This is a genomic window from Xanthomonas sp. NCPPB 4037 (assembly GCF_041475695.2).
Classification (GTDB): domain Bacteria; phylum Pseudomonadota; class Gammaproteobacteria; order Xanthomonadales; family Xanthomonadaceae; genus Xanthomonas; species Xanthomonas campestris.
Genome location: NZ_CM191261.1, coordinates 500527 through 514308, shown reverse-complemented (window position 1 = coordinate 514308; position 13782 = coordinate 500527). Strand labels below are relative to the sequence as shown.

Genomic DNA, 13782 nt, shown 5'->3' with positions numbered 1-13782 from the left:
TTTCTGTTCCGAGAACAACGGCGCGCAAGCGACGATGTGGCTCCGGCTCCAGCAAATGGCCAATGCACATTGCATCTGCGCGCCTCATACCGTTGATTCGCCGTAAGTCCGACACTGCGCTGCAGTGTGGCAAGGCTCGCACCGATTTTTCTGCACGCGTCTGCGACCTATCGCAGACAGGAATCAACGCTGCGCGCTGAAGATCAATCCTGCGTCGCCCGGCAGGCGCCGCAGGTGGTGCCATGAGGTTGATGTGCAGCACTCAACGATGCGCTGATATTGGCCCAGCCGGCAGCGCGCCACCGGCACATGCCCGCACCTAATCTCGCAGCCAATGCTGCACGACATCCTCCAGCATCGATTTTTTCACCATGCCTTCGATCCCGCCCTGCTAGAACGGTGATGCCAGCGCAGGCGCAGGCCAGGCACTCCGCATACCGGCCTGGCCCTTGGATCCTGCACACGCCACGGTATGCGCCAAGGATTCTCCGCCGGTGACGACATTCTCCACCGAACACCTGCAAAAGCACCTGACCCGCGTGCAGCGCAGCCTGCCCATGGCGCTGTTCAACCGCTTTCTCGAAATCGACGTGATGACCCAGGCCGCGTCGTTGTCGTTCTATGCGCTGCTGTCGCTGGCGCCCTTGCTGGTCTTGCTGCTGTGGCTGACGGCCTCGCTGTATCCACCCGCGCAGGAAGCGCTGGTGCAGCAGATCGCGCAACTGGCCGGCGGCAGCGCGGCAGAAGTCGCCGATACGGTGATCCGCAATGCCACCGACCAGCCCGGTGTGGGCTCGCTGGCCGGGCTGTGGAGCACGCTGCTGCTGTTCATCGGTGCCACTGCGGTCTTTGCGCAGCTGCAGAACGCACTCAACCTGATCTTCCGTACCGACAAGCAGCGCCTGGACGGCATCATGGCGTGGCTGAAGAAGCGGGTGTTTTCCTTCGGCGTGATCCTGGCGCTGGGCTTCCTGCTGATCGTCTCGATGATCGCGACCACCGCCTTGCAGGTGGTCTTTGCCAGGCTGCCCTCTGTACTACCTGCTGTGGGCTATGTGACCACGCTGGCGTTGTATTCGCTGGCGTTCGCGTTCCTGTATCGCTACCTGCCCGATCGCACCGTCAATTGGCGCCAGGCCTTCGTGGGCGGCGTCATTACCTCACTGCTGTTTGCGCTGGGCCGCTACGCGATCGGCGTGTACATCGCCAAGGCTGCGCCCGGCAGTGCGTACGGCTCGATGGGCACGCTGGTGATCCTGCTGGTGTGGATGTACTACGCCTCGGTGGTGTTCTTCATCGGCGCGCTGCTCACCGCAGTGATCGATGAGCGCGTACGCTCGCACCGCAAACTGCGCGATGCCGGCGTGGACCCGGAGCATCCGCCCGAGATCGTTGCTGTGCCGGCAACACCGGCTTCCACCGAGACGCCGTTGCGCAGCTGAGCCCAACCGTGGGCGCTCGGCTGCGGATGAAGACGCACTGAGACAGGCCCGAGCCGGGCGCGAGGGATTATCCTAGCGGGATGGCCCGCATCCCAGACGCGTTCATCGACGAACTGCTCGCACGCACCGACATCGTCGAGGTGGTGGGCGGTCGCGTGCCGCTCAAGCGCCAGGGCAAGGAGTATTCGGCGCGCTGCCCGTTCCATGACGAGCGCTCGGCCTCGTTCACCGTGTCGCCGACCAAGCAGTTCTATCACTGCTTCGGCTGCGGCGCGCATGGCACCGCGATCAGCTTCCTGATGAATTACGACCGCCTGGAATTTCTCGACGCGGTGGATGAGCTGGCCAAGCGCGCCGGCATGGAGATTCCGCGCGAGACCCAGCAGCGCACTCCGCAGCAGCAGGATGACAGCCGCGAGTTGTACTCGGCACTGGAGGCGGCGACCAAGTTCTTCCAGCGTCAGCTCGAAGGCAGCGACCGTGCCCGCGACTATCTGGATGGGCGCGGCGTGGATGCGGAAAACCGCGCGCGTTTCCAGATCGGCTACGCACCGGATGGCTACAGCGCCCTGAAGGACACGCTGGGCACCGATGCGCGCCGCATGAGCGTGCTCGAACGTGCCGGGCTGTTTTCCAAGAACGACCGCGGGCATGTCTACGACAAGTTCCGCGACCGGGTGATGTTCCCCATCTTCGACCGCCGCGGCCGCGTCATTGCCTTCGGCGGGCGCATCATGGGCGCGCCGGCCGATGGCCGCGACCCGGGGCCCAAATACCTCAATTCGCCGGAAACCGCGCTGTTCCACAAGGGCCGCGAGTTGTACGGCCTGTGGCAGGTGCGCCAGGCCAACCAGAAGATCGAACGGCTGATCGTGGTGGAGGGCTACATGGACGTGGTCTCGCTGTTCCAGTTCGGCGTGACCCAGGCGGTGGCCACGCTAGGCACGGCGACCACGCCGGAACACGCCGAGCTGTTGTTCCGCAATGCGCCAGACGTGTACTTCTGCTTCGATGGCGACAACGCCGGGCGCAAGGCCGGCTGGCGCGCGCTCGAATCAGTGCTGCCGCGGATGAAGGACGGCCGGCAGGCGTTCTTCTTGTTCCTGCCCGACGGCGAAGACCCGGACACCATCGTGCGCAAGGAAGGCGCGCAGGCCTTCGATGCGCGCTTGAAGCAGGCCACGCCGCTGTCGCAGTTCTTTTTCGACGAAATGGCGCGCGACATCAACCTGCACACGCTGGATGGCAAGGCACGCCTGGCCGAGCGTGCCAAACCAATGCTGGCGCAGATTCCCGAAGGCGCGTTCGGCGATCTGATGAAGCAGGAGCTGGCGCGTATGACGGGCGTTGGGGCGAGCATGTCCGCGCAACAGTCCCCGCCAAAAGCGCGGCCGCCCGCGCGCATGGGTGCGCCCACGCAGAAACGCAGCCTGGTGCGTGCGTCGATCGCCATCCTGCTGCAACAGCCGTCATTGGCGATGAGCCTGGAAGGCGACCACGATTTTTCCGGTCTGCGCCTGCCCGGCATCGAGTTGTTGATGGAGCTGCTGGCGCTGGTACGGCAACGGCCGGAAATCAGCACCGGCGCGCTGCTGGAACACTTCGCCGAGCGCGAGGAACTGGTCGCGCTGCAGAAGCTGGCCGCGCAGGAGCTTCCCGGCGACGAGCACAGCTGGGCGATCGAGTTGCACGACGTCGTCGCCCAGCTCGACAAGCAATTACTGCGTCAGCGCGTGGAAGAACTGCAGGCCAAACAGCGCGCGCAGGGCCTGGACAACACCGACAAGTACGAAATGCGCGAGTTGCTCAAGGCGCTCGCAGCGTTGTGATGCCACTGCGCCTGCGCCACGCGGTCTGGATGCTCCTGCTGCTCACCGGCGGCGCGCTGGCGCAATCAGCACCGCCCTACCGCCCGCGCGCGGTGCTGAGCGCCGGCCAGCCATCGCAGGCGCAATTGCGCGAGGCAGCCGCCAACGGCGTCACGACCGTGATCGACCTGCGTGGCCCGGACGAAGCGCGCGGCTACGACGAAACCGCAAGCACGCACGCCCTGGGGCTGCGCTATGTGCGCCTGCCGATCCGCACTGCAGCCGGCCTCACGCCCGACAACGTGCGCGCGTTGCAGCGCGTGCTCGACCAACAAGCCCAGGGCAAGGTGCTGCTGCATTGTGCAAGCGGCAATCGCGCCGGCGCGTTGCTGGCGCTGCTCGCCGCACGCGAGGGCGCCAGTGCCGAACAGGCCCTGCAAATCGGGCGCGATGCCGGCCTGCAACCATCGCTGGAACCGGCGGTGCGCGAACGCCTGCAGCCACCGCCGCCGCAGTGACGCATCTGTTGCGCCGGCATCGGCCGGTGCAGCAGCGCATCGTAGAATGGTCCGCGACAGGCGCCTGCGCGCCGCCCCTGGGACCTCGATGAAGAAGCTGCTGGCGCGGTTGCGCATTGATCCATTCACCCTGGCGCTGCTGTGCACGGTCACGCTGGCCTCGCTGCTGCCGGTCACCGGCACCGCGGCCGTGATCATGGACGACGTCACCGACGTGGCAATCGCCGCGCTGTTCTTCCTGCACGGCGCGCGGCTCTCGCGCGAAGCGGTCAAGGCCGGCGCGCTGCATTGGCGGCTGCACTTGGTGATTCTGGCCTGCACCTTCGTGCTATTCCCGCTGCTGGGCCTGTTGTTCAAGCCGCTCGCGCATCTGGCACTGACGCCGGAGTTGTACATCGGCGTGCTGTTCCTGTGCGCCCTGCCCTCCACTGTGCAGTCCTCGATCGCGTTCACCTCGATGGCGCGCGGCAACGTGCCGGCAGCCGTGTGTGCCGCCTCGCTTTCGAGTTTGCTCGGCGTGTTTTTCACCCCGCTACTGATGGGCGCAATGGTCGGCAGCCAGGGCGCAATGGCGCACCCGGCCGAGGCCATCGGCAAGATCCTGCTGCAGCTGCTGGTACCGTTTCTGGCCGGACATTTCATGCGCCCGTGGATCGGCGCGTGGGTAGAACGTCATCGCGCAGTGCTGCGTTACACCGACCAGGGCACCATTCTGCTGGTGGTCTACACAGCCTTCAGCGCCTCGGTCAACGAAGGCCTGTGGCAGAAGACACCGCTGCCAGCCTTGCTCGCCGTGCTGGGTGCTGCGGCGCTGTTGCTGGCGGTGGCCATGCTGTCGATCACCTTCATCGCACGCCGCCTGCGCTTCAACCGCGCCGATGAAATCGCTATCGTGTTCTGCGGCTCAAAGAAGAGCCTGGCTACCGGCGTGCCGATGGCCAAGGTGATGTTCGCCGGTGGCGGCCTCGGCGCGATCGTGCTGCCAATCATGCTGTACCACCAGCTGCAGCTGATCGTGTGCGCGTTCGTGGCCGCGCGTTATGCGCGCACCGCACCGGACCCGCAGCCCGATAGCAGCCGTCACTAGGCGCATTCAGCGCTTCGCGATTGTGACCGAATGATGACGTACTGCTGCATTCGTGCCGATCCAACGATGCGTACGGCGGGACGGCGGTTCGCATTGTCCGGCGTGTGACGCATCGAAGTCAGTGGCAGTGGGAGGACGTACGCGGCGGAGCCTGCAAGGGCTGCTCGACGGCGCGTTCGGGCATCTCCTCCACGCAAAGGCTTTCCCATGGCACTGTCATTTCGTTCGCCGTCTCCCGCGCTGCTTGCGCTGTCTGCCGTCCTCGCGACGCTGACCGCCTGCGATAAGCCGACTCCATCAGCGGTCAACGCGCCGCCCGCGGCCGCCGCACGCCCGGCCGTGCCGTCCGGCATTCATTGGCAGGAAGGCAAGCTTGACGAAGCCCTCGTAGAAGCCAAGAAAACCGGCAAACCCTTGCTGCTGTACTGGGGCGCGGTGTGGTGCCCGCCGTGCAATCGGCTCAAGTCCACCACCTTCAAGGACCCTGCCTTCATCGCGCAGGCCCAGCAATTCATTGCGGTGCACCTGGATGGCGACCTGGAAGAAGCCCAGGCGGCGGGTGAACGCTTCGCGGTCAAGGGATATCCGACCATCATCATGCTGCGCCCGGATGGCACTGAAATCACCCGGCTGATTGGCGACACCACGACGGCCCAGCTGATCGACAGCCTGCACACGGCCACCCAGCTCAGCGGCGGCACCCAACAGCTGCTGCAGCTGGCGCTCAAGCAGCCCGCCTCCCTGAAGCATGAGGAATGGGCGCTACTCGCCAACTACGCTTGGCTTTATGACAATCAACTGGTCGACGCCAAGGAGGCGCCCCGCGTTCTGGCCGCGTTGGCAAAGGCAGCGCCACAGCCAGCGCTGCAACGGCAATTCCAACTCCAGGCGGTGCTCATCGCCAAGCAGAAGCCGGTTGCAGATCCGGCCACCTACGCGTTACTGCAGGCGGTGCTCGCCGACCCGGCAGAGGTTCGCGACAATCTCCATGTCCTGCTGCCCAATGCCGCCACGCTGGTTGCCGCCTCCACCGCCGATCCAGGCAAGCGCGCCACCTTGTCGCAGGCATTCGAGCAGGTGCTGACGCGCGCCTATGCCGACCCCACACTGCCGATCAGCGACCGCTTGCGCACCGCGTCTGCGACGATAGACCTCGCGCGCCTGGCTCAGGGGCAGACCGATGAGACGAATGAGAAACTACCGAAGCCGCCATTGCCGGCGGCTGTGGTCGAAACCGTGCATCAGCGCGTGCAGTGGGCCGTGACGGCCGCCAAAACTGCCGAGGAGCGTCAATCCACCATTGCCGATGCCATGCACCTGCTGGTCGATGTCGGCGACAACGACGCAGCAGAAAAATTGCTGACGGCGGAGTTGGGCCGCACCAAGACGCCGTCCTACTACATGCCGATTTTGGGTCACCTGGCCGAAGATCGCGGGGACAGCAAGACCGCGCTGTCCTGGTTCAAGAAGGCCTATGAGACCCCCGGTAGCGAGGGGATGATCGTGTATCGCGGCATGACCTATCTGTATGCCCTGATCCGGCTCAAGCCGGACGATGGTACTGCTATCGAGGCGCTGACGACCCAGGTGATCGGTGATCTGGCGCGCCAGACCGACGGTTACCTGAGCGACAACCGCCAGCACTTCGAACCGGTAGCGGCAGCGCTGAAAACCTGGAGCAAGCAGCACCCAGCGCAGGGCAAGGCAATGCTGACACGGCTGCATCAGAAAGCGCAGACCGTCTGCGGCAACAAGACCGTCTGCGTCACTTGGCTAGGCTAGGAACCGGAAGCGACGTAGCACGGCGCGAGAGACATGATCGGGCACTGGCGAGCACGCGCATCCCGCGGCTCGCCAGAGTGACACCTGGTGCTAGCGCACCCACGGCAGCACCAGGTGATCGACCATCAGGAACGCGAACAGCGCCATCAGATACACCACCGAGTAGCCGAACATCTTCATCGAGAACAGCTCGTCCGGCGGGTCGAGCATGCGCCACGCGTACCAGAGAAACACCGCGTTGAGCACCACCGCACCGCCCAGATAAAACACCCCACTCATGCCCACGGCCACCGGCAGCAACGTCACGATGGCCAGCAGCACGGTGTACACCAGGATCTGCTTGCGCGTATGCGGCACGCCATGGGTCACCGGCAACATCGGGATCGCCGCCTTGGCGTAGTCGGCGCGCCGGAAGATGGCCAGGGCCCAGAAATGCGGCGGGGTCCAGATGAAGATGATCAACACCAGCAGCGAGGCATTGATCCAGTCGGCGCTGGTGGGCAAACCGGTCACTGCCGCCCAGCCCAGCATCGGCGGCGTGGCACCGGCCAGCCCGCCGATCACGATGTTCTGCGAGGTCGCGCGCTTGAGATACACGGTGTAGATCACCGCATAGCCGATCAGCGAGGCAAAGGTGAGCACGGCGGTGATGACGTTCACCCAGACCACCAGGATGGTCATCGAGATCACGATCAACACGCTGGCGAAGGCCAGCACCTGCGCGGGCCGTACCTTGCCCACCACCAACGGGCGCCAGGAGGTGCGTGCCATCTGTGCGTCGATCTTGGCGTCGAGCAACTGATTGATGGCCGCCGCCGCCGATGCCGCCAGCCAGATACCCAAAAAGCCGAGCGCGCCGGTGCGTACCTGTAGCCAGGTCGGCATACCGGGGATGGCCAGGAACATGCCGACCAGCGCGGTGAACACGATCAGTGCCACCACCTTCGGCTTGGTCAGGTCCCAGTAGTCGCGTGCGCTGACAGCCATCATCACTCCGGCGCGCGCAGCCGCGCCAACAGCGAGACCAGCACGAACAGCAACGCGACCGCGCCACCGTTGTGCAGCACCGACACTTCTAGCGGCAGCGCCAGCTTCACGTTGAGCATGCCCAGCGTCACCTGCACCACCACCAGCAACGCCAGCGCGCCGGCCCACACCCGCATGCCGGGCGAACGCGACAGACGCCATGCCAGCCACCACAGATACAGCGCGGTGGCGATCGCCCACAAGCGGTGCGTCATCTGGATGGCGATGCGCGCCGCGCCGTCCAGCACGCCGCCTTCGTAGTCCACGCCGATCCCGCGCCAGAGCGTAAAGCCCGCGCGGAAGTCATGCGGTGGCCACCACTGGCTCACGCACTTGGGGAAATTGTCGGCAGACCAGCTGCCACCGCCACACGCCAGTGCCGCGTAGTTGGCGCTGACCCAGCCACCCAGCGCAATCTGCAGCCCCAGCACCGCCACGCCCAGACGCAGCAGCCATTTCAGGCGCGCGGCATCGGCCAGCGTGATCGGCAGGTGGGTCGCACGCCAGGCCATCCACACCAGCAGCGAGAACATCAGCATGCCGCCGAGCAGATGCCCCATCACCACGATGGGCTTGAGCAGCAGCGTCACCGTCCACATGCCCAGCAGGGCCTGGAAGATCACCACCGCCAGCGTCAGCACGGCAGCGCGGGCCAGATCGATATTGCTCCAGCGCAGCGCCGCCAGCAGCAGGATGGCTTCGCCAGCGGCCGCCACGCCCATCGCCAGCCCGTGCCAGCCGGACATGTACAGCGGGATCGACAGCGCGACCAGGGCCGCGGCGGACACCACCTGCGCAATGCCCGCACGCCGGCGACGCGCCGCCAGCAGCGTCAGCACCAGCACTTCAACGCCCAGCGCGCCAGCCAGGAAGCGGTGCACCTGCTCACGCCAGGCCTTGTGCGACTCGAGCGGGCGGATCTTGCTGGCCACGTGCGTATTGGCTTCGTCGCTGGTCTGCGGCCAAGTGACGCGGCCATAGCAGGTGGGCCAGTCCGGGCAGCTCATGCCGGCATCGGACAGCCGCACGAACGACCCGAACAGGATCGTGCTGGCCGTGAACAGGGCAGCCAGCCAGGCCATGCGGTGGAAGTGCCGGAACAACGCCGGTGGCGCAAACAGATTCATCGAAACGGGCTCACATCAGTTTCAGCAGCTTGACCAGATCCGCACGCAGACCGGCCGGGTCGAAACCCGGGGCGTAGCGCAGGATCACGAAGCCGTTGGGGTCGATCACATACACCGGCACGCCGGCGGCATCGTTGGCACGGGGCAACGCCTGGCGCAGGCGCGCATCGTCGCGCAGCACGCGTAACGCCGGCATCGCCGGCAGCCCGGCCGGTGGCGTGCCGATCCACAGCACCTCCACCTTGTCGGCGCGGTGCCCAAGCAATTGCCACACCTTGTCCAGTTCGGCCGCCAGCGCCACGCACGGCTGCGTGCAGCCGGCAGGCGGCGCCAGGGCGATCCGCCACATGCGCTCGCCCGGTGCCCATGCGTACGCGCTGCCGTCCGCACGCAGCGGCGTCAGCGCGCGCAGGTCTGCGGGCGGAGCGAGCAGTTCGCCATGGTTACGCATCGCCGCCGGTTGCCAGCCAGAGAAGCGCAGCACGCCGGCCAGCAACATCGAGCCGAAGAACAGCACCGCCAGGGCGATCAGCATCCTGCGGCCGCGATTGACCGACTGCGGCGTGGCCGATGTGGATGGGGTCATGCCCGCGATTTTCTCATGCCGGGGGCGTCAGTGCCCGCGTCGATGACGGCGACGCGCACGCCACGACAACAGCGCCGCGGTGATCAGCACGGCCAGCGCCAGGCCGAACCATTGCACCGCGTAACCCAAGTGCCGCGCGGGCGGAAGCGTGTTGACCAGTAACTGCAGATCGCGCGCATAACCAACCGGAACGGCAGGATCCAGGCGCAATACCTGCGACGAAATGTCGCGCCTGTGCAAGGCCTGCCGCAACGCCTGCGGCTCCAGGCGAACCGCCAGCCAGGTCTGTGGCTGGGCGGTGCTGGCCAGTGCCGCGCCAACCGCAAGCCCGGCCGACGGCGGCGCAGTCAACAACCCCTGCACTGCCTGGCTGCCCTGCAACGCGGTCACGGTCGGCAATTGCCGCGTGGCAGGCACGGGTAACCAGCCTAGATCCACCAGCACCGTTGCAGCGCTGCCTTCCGGCGCGGCCAGCTGGTAGACGCGCACACCGGCGCGCCCTTCCTGCAACTGGTTGTCCAACAGCACCTGCTGCGGCAGAAAGCGTACGCGTCCACTGACCCATGCCAGCGCGCGCGGCGCAGCCAGCGCCTGTACCAGGGTTGTCGGCGTCTGCCGCACATGGGCGGCACGCTCCAGCAGCTGCTCCTTGGCATGCATGCGCTGCAGCTGCCACTGCCCCAATGCGGCAAATCCGGCACTCACCGCCAATGCCAGACACCAGCCGAGCACACCCGTGTGCTTGCGCATCATGACAATCGGCGCAAAAAGGCGTGCAATGCCGGCACCACGTCGACGACCACCGGGGCTGTTGTGAACGATTCGCTCAAGACGCTGCTGATTGTCGCCTTCCTGATCGTCATCCTATGGAACCTGGGCGCCGGGCTCTACTACCTGCTCACCGACCGCGGCCAGACCAAGCGCACGGTCAACGCATTGACCTGGCGCATCGGCTTGTCGGTGGCATTGATCGCGCTGGTGATCCTGGGCATTTACACCGGCTGGATCAAACCGCATGGCGTGGGGCGCTGAAGAGCCGGGATTGGCGATTCGGCATTGGGGATTCGTAACAGCAGAAAAATCGCTGTTGCGAATCCCGAATCACCAATCCCGAATCCCTGCCCTCAAAGCACATACACAAACAGGAACAGCGCCAGCCACACCACGTCGACGAAGTGCCAGTACCACGCGGCGGCTTCGAAGGCGAAATGGTTGTCGCGACTGAAGTGGCCCTTTGCCGCGCGCAGCCACATCACCGCCAGCATGATCGTGCCCAGCAGCACATGCATGCCGTGAAAGCCGGTGAGCATGAAGAAAGTCGAGCCATAGATGCCCGAGCCCAGCGTGAGATTGAGTTCGGTGTAGGCGTGGATGTATTCCTCCGCCTGCAGGAACAGGAACACGCAACCCAACAGCACGGTCAGCCCCAGCCACAGCAACAGCGCGCCGCGTCGACCGCCTTTCAATGCGTGGTGGGCAATGGTCAAGGTCACGCCGGAGCTGAGCAGGATCAGCGTGTTGATCAGCGGCAAGCCCCAGGCCGGAATGGTCTGGAACTGCCCGCCGATAGTGCCCGGGCCATTGGTCGGCCAGGCTGCGGAATACCCATTCCACAGCAGTTCGTTGGTCATCACGCCATCGCCCTCGCCGCCCAACCAGGGCAGTGTCAGCACGCGCGTGTAGAACAGCGCACCGAAGAAGGCGCCGAAGAACATCACCTCGGAAAAAATAAACCACACCATGCCCATGCGGAACGAGCCGTCCACCTGGCGGTTGTAGTGGCCGGCGTTGGACTCGCGAATCACATCGCCGAACCACATGAACAACGTCGCCAGCAACATGGCCACACCGGCGAAGAACGTCCAGCGCCCCCATCCGGCATCGTTGAGCCAGCTGGCCACGCCGATCATCATCACGAACATCGCAATGGAGCCGACAAACGGCCACTTGCTTTGGGTCGGGACGAAATACGCGTCGGCGTTGGGACTGTGGTCGGCCATGGCGTTGCTTCCGTGTCGGTATGAGTGGGCGATCGATTACGGCGCGGCACGCGGGGCGCTGGCTGCGCCGCCGCCTTGCAGTTCCGAGGTCAGCGTGTCGTTGCGATAAAACGTGTAGGACAAGGTAATGGTGGTCACTTCCGGCGGCAGCGCCGGGTCCACGATGAAGCGCAGCGGCATGTCGCGCGTTTCGCCGGCCTGCAGCGTCTGCGCGGTGAAACAGAAACATTCGGTCTTGTTGAAGTAGCCCGACGCCCGCGACGGTGCCACCGAAGGCACTGCACTGCCCACCACTGCCCGTGCGCTGTCATTGCGCGCGAAATACTGCGCTTCGTTGAGTTCGCCGGGCACCACGTCCATGGTCATCTGCTCGGGATGGAAGGTCCACGGCAGTTTCGAATTGACGCCGGCATCGAACTCCACCCGCACCGTGCGCTTGCCGGCCGCCACCGCGCTGGACGCGCCTTCACGGGCACTGCCCGGTGCACGCTCCATGCGGATGCCGAATACTTTTTCGCAGGCGATGCGATACAGCGGCACCAGCGAGAACGTCAGCACAAACACACCCAGCACCACGCCCAGCAGCTTGAACAAGCCGGCAGTGGGCGTGTGCGTAGGCAGACGCGTACTCACCGGCCAATGACTCCCGAGGCGATGAAGCCGGCATAGATCAGCAGCGCAATGATGCCCACCGTGATGGCGGTACGGCGCACCGCGCGCCGCTGTTGCGCCTGCCGTTCGGCAGCGGAGAGCATGCGTGCCACCGCGGGTGCCGGCGTCGACTCAGTGGCCGATGTCTTCATGCGCAAGATCTCCAGGCTTGATGACAGGCGGCACGGTGAAGGTATGCGCCGGAGCGGGCGACGGCACCGTCCACTCCAGTCCCTTGGCCCCTTCCCACGCACGCGCGTCGGCCTTGGCACCACTGCGCAACGAGGCGAACAAGATGCCGGCCATCAGGAACGGGGTGGCGAACATGCCGAATGCACCAATCGAACTGATCAGATTCCAGTCTGCAAACACCACGTTGTAGTCAGGAATACGCCGCGGCATGCCGGCCAGGCCCAGGAAGTGCTGCGGGAAGAACAGCAGGTTGACGAAGATCATCGTCCACCAGAAATGGAACTTGGCCCAGGTCTCGTTGTACATGCGCCCGGTCCACTTCGGCCACCAGTAATACACCGCCGCAATCAGTGCGAACACCGCGCCAGTCACCAGCACGTAATGGAAGTGCGCCACCACGAAGTAAGTGTCGTGGTACTGGAAGTCGGCCGGCACGATCGCCAGCATCAGGCCCGAGAAACCACCGATGCTGAAGAGGATCACGAACGCCACCGCCCAGAGCATCGGCGATTCGAAGGTGAGCGATCCTTTCCACATCGTGCTGACCCAGTTGAAGACCTTCACCCCGGTCGGAATGGAGATCAGCATCGTGGCGAACATGAAATAGATTTCGCCACCGAGCGGCATGCCCACGGTGAACATGTGGTGCGCCCACACGATGAAACTCAGGAAGGCGATCGCCGCGATTGCGTAGACCATGGCCTGGTAACCGAACAACGGCTTGCGGCTGAAGGTGGGGATGATTTCGCTGACCACGCCGAACGCCGGCAGGATCATGATGTACACCTCCGGGTGCCCGAAGAACCAGAAGATGTGCTGGTACATCACCGGGTCGCCGCCGCCGGCCGCATTGAAGAAACTGGTGCCGAAGAACTTGTCGGTGAGCAACATGGTCACCGCACCGGCCAATACCGGCATTACCGCGATCAGCAGGAAGGCGGTGATCAGCCACGCCCAGCAGAAGATCGGCATCTTCAGCAGGTCGATGCCGGGCGCGCGCATGTTGAGCACCGTGGCGATGATGTTGATTGCGCCCATGATCGAGCTGACGCCGGCCACGTGGATCGCAAACACACTGAAGGCCACGTTGTAGCCGCCTTGCAGCGACAACGGCGGGTACAACGTCCAGCCACCGGCAGGCGCGCCACCGGGCAGGAACAAGGTGAGCAGCAGCAGAGTGAAGGCCACCGGCAGCAGCCAGAACGACCAGTTGTTCATGCGGGGCAACGCCATGTCCGGCGCGCCGATCTGCAACGGAATCATCCAGTTCGCCAGGCCGACGAAGGCCGGCATCACGCCACCGAAGATCATCACCAGTGCATGCACGGTGGTCATCTGGTTGAAGAATTCCGGCTTCACGAATTGCAGGCCTGGCTGCATCAATTCGGCGCGGATCACCACGCTCATCGCAGCGCCGATGATGAACATCACGAAGGAAAACAGCAGATACAGCGTGCCGATATCCTTGTGATTGGTCGAAAAGAACCAGCGCTCAACGAAACCGGGCTGGTGGTGTCCGTGGTGATCGACTGCGGTGTGCGCCATGACGGAACGACCTCTGCG

14 protein-coding genes are annotated in these 13782 nt (G+C 64.9%); 6 read left to right on the top strand and 8 right to left on the bottom strand.

The features are described from left to right. The first annotated feature begins 494 nt into the window (after nt 1-494). The 5 genes from ACCQ01_RS02220 (at nt 495) to ACCQ01_RS02200 (ending at nt 6637) form a co-directional block, all read left to right on the top strand. Entirely contained in the window at nt 495-1442 is a 948-nt protein-coding gene (locus ACCQ01_RS02220) for a YihY/virulence factor BrkB family protein (RefSeq protein WP_019238042.1), read from the top strand. An 80-nt stretch (nt 1443-1522) separates the two neighbouring features. After that, nucleotides 1523-3271, top strand: a complete 1749-nt coding sequence (dnaG, locus tag ACCQ01_RS02215; protein ID WP_011038900.1) for a DNA primase — start codon at nt 1523-1525, stop codon at nt 3269-3271. Continuing rightward, the gene (locus ACCQ01_RS02210) at nt 3271-3768 is read left to right on the top strand and encodes a fused DSP-PTPase phosphatase/NAD kinase-like protein (RefSeq protein WP_372358852.1); all 498 of its coding nucleotides are present in this window, start codon (nt 3271-3273) and stop codon (nt 3766-3768) included. The genes dnaG and ACCQ01_RS02210 overlap by 1 nt, the downstream gene beginning before the upstream one ends. Before the next feature lie 46 nt (nt 3769-3814). Then, entirely contained in the window at nt 3815-4855 is a 1041-nt protein-coding gene (locus tag ACCQ01_RS02205) for a bile acid:sodium symporter family protein (protein ID WP_228433539.1), read from the top strand. Between the two features lie 207 nt (nt 4856-5062). Beyond that, entirely contained in the window at nt 5063-6637 is a 1575-nt protein-coding gene (locus tag ACCQ01_RS02200; protein ID WP_228433540.1) for a thioredoxin family protein, read from the top strand. Nucleotides 6638-6727: 90 nt separating this feature from the next. Here the strand turns inward: ACCQ01_RS02200 and cyoE are convergent, their stop codons facing one another. Genes cyoE through ACCQ01_RS02180 form a run of 4 tightly spaced genes read right to left on the bottom strand, consistent with a single transcriptional unit; the run spans nt 6728 to nt 10129 of the window. After that, nucleotides 6728-7624 carry a heme o synthase gene (gene cyoE, locus ACCQ01_RS02195; RefSeq protein WP_042595343.1) on the bottom strand — a complete coding sequence of 299 codons (897 nt, stop codon included), beginning with the start codon at nt 7622-7624 and terminating at the stop codon, nt 6728-6730. A 2-nt stretch (nt 7625-7626) separates the two neighbouring features. Continuing rightward, nucleotides 7627-8790 carry a COX15/CtaA family protein gene (locus ACCQ01_RS02190; RefSeq protein WP_115576314.1) on the bottom strand — a complete coding sequence of 388 codons (1164 nt, stop codon included), beginning with the start codon at nt 8788-8790 and terminating at the stop codon, nt 7627-7629. A gap of 10 nt (nt 8791-8800) precedes the next feature. Further along, nucleotides 8801-9376 (bottom strand): redox-active disulfide-containing membrane protein, encoded by a 576-nt coding sequence (locus tag ACCQ01_RS02185; protein WP_014506320.1) that lies wholly within the window; start codon nt 9374-9376, stop codon nt 8801-8803. A 27-nt stretch (nt 9377-9403) separates the two neighbouring features. Next, a complete protein-coding gene (locus ACCQ01_RS02180) occupies nt 9404-10129 on the bottom strand; it encodes an SURF1 family protein (RefSeq protein ID WP_228433541.1) in 726 nt (241 codons plus the stop codon). 60 nt (nt 10130-10189) lie between these two features. Between ACCQ01_RS02180 and ACCQ01_RS02175 the strand changes: the two genes are divergently transcribed. Continuing rightward, nucleotides 10190-10408: a twin transmembrane helix small protein gene (locus tag ACCQ01_RS02175; RefSeq protein ID WP_011038908.1), complete on the top strand. Its 219-nt coding sequence runs from the start codon at nt 10190-10192 to the stop codon at nt 10406-10408. A gap of 92 nt (nt 10409-10500) precedes the next feature. On the opposite strand, the gene ACCQ01_RS02170 is transcribed toward ACCQ01_RS02175, so the two are convergent. The 4 genes from ACCQ01_RS02170 to ctaD are packed head-to-tail and all read right to left on the bottom strand — an operon-like array spanning nt 10501 to nt 13764. Next, entirely contained in the window at nt 10501-11376 is an 876-nt protein-coding gene (locus ACCQ01_RS02170) for a cytochrome c oxidase subunit 3 (RefSeq protein ID WP_042595322.1), read from the bottom strand. A 36-nt stretch (nt 11377-11412) separates the two neighbouring features. Next, the gene (locus ACCQ01_RS02165) at nt 11413-12009 is read right to left on the bottom strand and encodes a cytochrome c oxidase assembly protein (protein ID WP_014506318.1); all 597 of its coding nucleotides are present in this window, start codon (nt 12007-12009) and stop codon (nt 11413-11415) included. Further along, nucleotides 12006-12179: a hypothetical protein gene (locus tag ACCQ01_RS02160; RefSeq protein WP_115003731.1), complete on the bottom strand. Its 174-nt coding sequence runs from the start codon at nt 12177-12179 to the stop codon at nt 12006-12008. Before ACCQ01_RS02160 ends, ACCQ01_RS02165 begins: the two co-directional genes overlap by 4 nt. Further along, entirely contained in the window at nt 12160-13764 is a 1605-nt protein-coding gene (gene ctaD / locus ACCQ01_RS02155; RefSeq protein ID WP_114999697.1) for a cytochrome c oxidase subunit I, read from the bottom strand. The genes ACCQ01_RS02160 and ctaD overlap by 20 nt, the downstream gene beginning before the upstream one ends. Nucleotides 13765-13782: the final 18 nt, after the last annotated feature.

Coding starts and splice junctions, on each gene's coding strand:
- dnaG (WP_011038900.1), top strand. CDS start 1,523: ATGGCCCGCATCCCAGACGCGTTCATCGACGAACTGCTCGCACGCACC.
- ACCQ01_RS02210 (WP_372358852.1), top strand. CDS start 3,271: ATGCCACTGCGCCTGCGCCACGCGGTCTGGATGCTCCTGCTGCTCACC.
- ACCQ01_RS02205 (WP_228433539.1), top strand. CDS start 3,815: ATGGTCCGCGACAGGCGCCTGCGCGCCGCCCCTGGGACCTCGATGAAG.
- ACCQ01_RS02200 (WP_228433540.1), top strand. CDS start 5,063: ATGGCACTGTCATTTCGTTCGCCGTCTCCCGCGCTGCTTGCGCTGTCT.
- cyoE (WP_042595343.1), bottom strand. CDS start 7,624: ATGGCTGTCAGCGCACGCGACTACTGGGACCTGACCAAGCCGAAGGTG.
- ACCQ01_RS02190 (WP_115576314.1), bottom strand. CDS start 8,790: ATGAATCTGTTTGCGCCACCGGCGTTGTTCCGGCACTTCCACCGCATG.
- ACCQ01_RS02185 (WP_014506320.1), bottom strand. CDS start 9,376: ATGACCCCATCCACATCGGCCACGCCGCAGTCGGTCAATCGCGGCCGC.
- ACCQ01_RS02180 (WP_228433541.1), bottom strand. CDS start 10,129: ATGATGCGCAAGCACACGGGTGTGCTCGGCTGGTGTCTGGCATTGGCG.
- ACCQ01_RS02170 (WP_042595322.1), bottom strand. CDS start 11,376: ATGGCCGACCACAGTCCCAACGCCGACGCGTATTTCGTCCCGACCCAA.
- ACCQ01_RS02160 (WP_115003731.1), bottom strand. CDS start 12,179: ATGAAGACATCGGCCACTGAGTCGACGCCGGCACCCGCGGTGGCACGC.
- ctaD (WP_114999697.1), bottom strand. CDS start 13,764: ATGGCGCACACCGCAGTCGATCACCACGGACACCACCAGCCCGGTTTC.